The organism is Mucilaginibacter sp. P4_D1 (assembly GCF_056401935.1).
The window spans coordinates 1-2,654 of the sequence record NZ_JBFUIJ010000105.1; the positions used below are offsets into that span (position 1 = coordinate 1).

Annotated in this window: 1 protein-coding gene; it reads right to left on the reverse strand. The window is 44.5% G+C overall.

The window, feature by feature from the left end; all coding sequences use genetic code 11:
• Positions 1–166 precede the first annotated feature (166 nt).
• Positions 167–2,548: an ABC transporter permease gene (locus AC1DV1_RS31165; protein WP_477368714.1), complete on the reverse strand. Its 2,382-nt coding sequence runs from the start codon at positions 2,546–2,548 to the stop codon at positions 167–169.
• Between the last annotated feature and the right edge of the window lie 106 nt (positions 2,549–2,654).

Below are 2,654 nucleotides of genomic sequence, written 5' to 3' on the forward strand. Positions count from 1 at the left end.
AAGGTGAAAGGTGAAAGGTGAAAGGTGAAAGGTGAAAGGTGAAAGGTGAAAGGTGAAAGGTGAAAGGTGAAAGGTGAATCAACCGGGCTTCGCCGGTTGATTCGTTGGGACATGCCGCTAACGCAGCTACCTTTTACCTTTCGCCTTTTGCCTTTCACCTATATACTTACTCGCTTCTTAAACTTTTAACCGGGTTGCTAAGCGCCGCGCGGATGGCCTGGAAACTGATGGTGCCAAGTGCTATAACAGAGGCCAGGACGCCGGCAATAACGAAGATCCACCAGCTGATATCAATGCGGTAGGCAAAATCTTTGAGCCAGCTGTGCATAAACCAATACGCCAGGGGCGATGCGATGAAGAAAGAGATAATGACCAGTATAATAAAATCCCGGGATAGCATGTTAACAATGCCAGGCACGGTGGCGCCCAATACCTTCCGGATACCAATTTCGCGGGTACGTTGTAGCGTACTGTACGATGCCAGGCCCAATAACCCAAGGCATGATATAAATATGGCCAGCACCGCAAAGTTGAGGAACAGTTTGCCAAAGCGCTGCTCTGCACGGTACTGGCGGTCAAAAAACTCATCTAAAAAGTAATAGCTGAAGGGCCTGTTCGGGATTAACATTTTCCATTTATTTTCAATGGCTGCCAGCGTTGCCGCAGTATTTTGGGTCGACATTTTTACCGAAATTAAAGAGATGTTCTTCATTTCAATTCGCATACTTAACGGCTTAATAACTTCCTGTAACGACCGGAAATGGAAATCCTTCATCACCCCTACTATTTTGCCCTCGCGGCCCCATTGTTTAAAGCGCCTGCCGATAGCCTGTTGCGGTGAACTATAGCCAAATAATTTAACCGCGGCCTCGTTCAATAACATGGCTTGGGCCGTATCTGTGCCAAACCCGCGGGAAAATGGCCTGCCTGCAACCATCTTGATTTTAAATTGATTTACATAATCCCAGTCGACAAAATACAGGTCGAGATTAGCTATTTGCAAATCGCCTTTTTTGTTTTCAATCTCTGAATAAGCACCAGGATTACCCCCACCCGGAACACTTGACGACATTGCGGTTGATTTTACCCCCGGAATTGATGTAAGTGCTTCCTTAAGCGCGTTCCCGGCCGGATCGCCATTGGTATCCAAAATAAGCATCTGGTCTTTACTAAAACCAAGATCCCGGTTTTGCATAAAGTTCATTTGGGTGTAAACGATAATGGTACCTATAATAAGGAATATCGAAATGGTAAACTGCGCTATCACCAGTGTTTTACGCAATACATTACCCTTGCTGCTGCTGGCAAACCGGCCTTTCAATACCGAAACCGGCATAAATGACGACAAAACCAACGCGGGATAAATGCCGGCAATAAGACCGATGGCTACCGATGTACCCAATAAAATCAGCACGTAATACCAATTGGAAAAAATTCCGGCGCTGATAGTTTTCCCTGCAAGCTGGTTAAACAAGGGCAGAAACAATACCGACAAAATAATAGTTAACACAAAAGCGATAAGGCAAAGCACAACCGACTCGCCTATAAACTGGCTGGCTAACTGGCCCTTTTCGGCTCCGACAACTTTGCGGATGCCTACCTCTTTGGCCCGCTCAACAGACCGCGCTGTGGTTAAATTCACAAAATTGATACAGGCTATCAGCAATATAAAAACGGCCACAATAGTAAATATGTAAACGTTGTTGATACTACCCGATTCCTGGCCGCCGCGTTTAGAATATAGGTAAACCGTTTTCATTGGCTCCAGGAACAACTTGTAGCTCATGTGCATTTTCCGTTCTTCGTCGCCATTGCGGCGTTCTAAAAATGCCGCGAATTTGGCTTCCAACCTTTTAGGGTCGGTGCCAGGTTTTAATAACAGGTAACTCGACGCCCCAAAATTTGCCCATTGGTTATCCAGCCCTTTATTAAACTTTTGGGTAAGCGACACCATCGATATCAGCATATCCGCTTTTATTTGTGAGTTTTCGGGAATATCCTTCATAACCCCTGTTACCTTGGCGGGGATGGCATCGCCGGTTAGCAGTACAGTTTGCCCTACAGGATCGGTGTTACCAAAATATTTTTTTGCAGCCGACTCTGAAAACACGATAGTAGCCACCTCTGACAATGCCGTTTTGGGATCGCCCTTCAACAGTTTGAAATCAAAAACTTTAAAAAATGTTGAATCGGCGAAAATGGATTTCTCTTCCTGGAATTTAACATTGCCTTTTTTTACCAAAAAACTACCGCCGCTCACCCGCACAAATGATTCCACTTCGGGAAAATCGGCTTTAATGTTTGGCGCGAATGGCCATGCCGTAACGCCGGTATTAATGGTTTCGGTCGGCGTTTTAATATCCGTAACCAGCCGGTAAATCCTATCGGCCCTGGTATGCATATTATCGTAGCTCAACTCAAAGCCTACATACATAAAAATGAAAAAACAGGCCGTTATCCCTATGGACAGGCCTGTTATATTAATAATAGAAAATGCTTTATGCTTCCACAGGTTACGCAAAGCGATTTTGAAATAGTTTTTTATCATTTTATTAGTTCATTGGTTCATTGGTTCATTGGTTCATTGGTTCATTGGTTCATTGGTTCATTGGTTCATTGGTTCATTGGTTCATTGGTTCATTGGTTCATTGGTT

Coding starts and splice junctions, on each gene's coding strand:
- AC1DV1_RS31165 (WP_477368714.1), bottom strand. CDS start 2,548: ATGATAAAAAACTATTTCAAAATCGCTTTGCGTAACCTGTGGAAGCAT.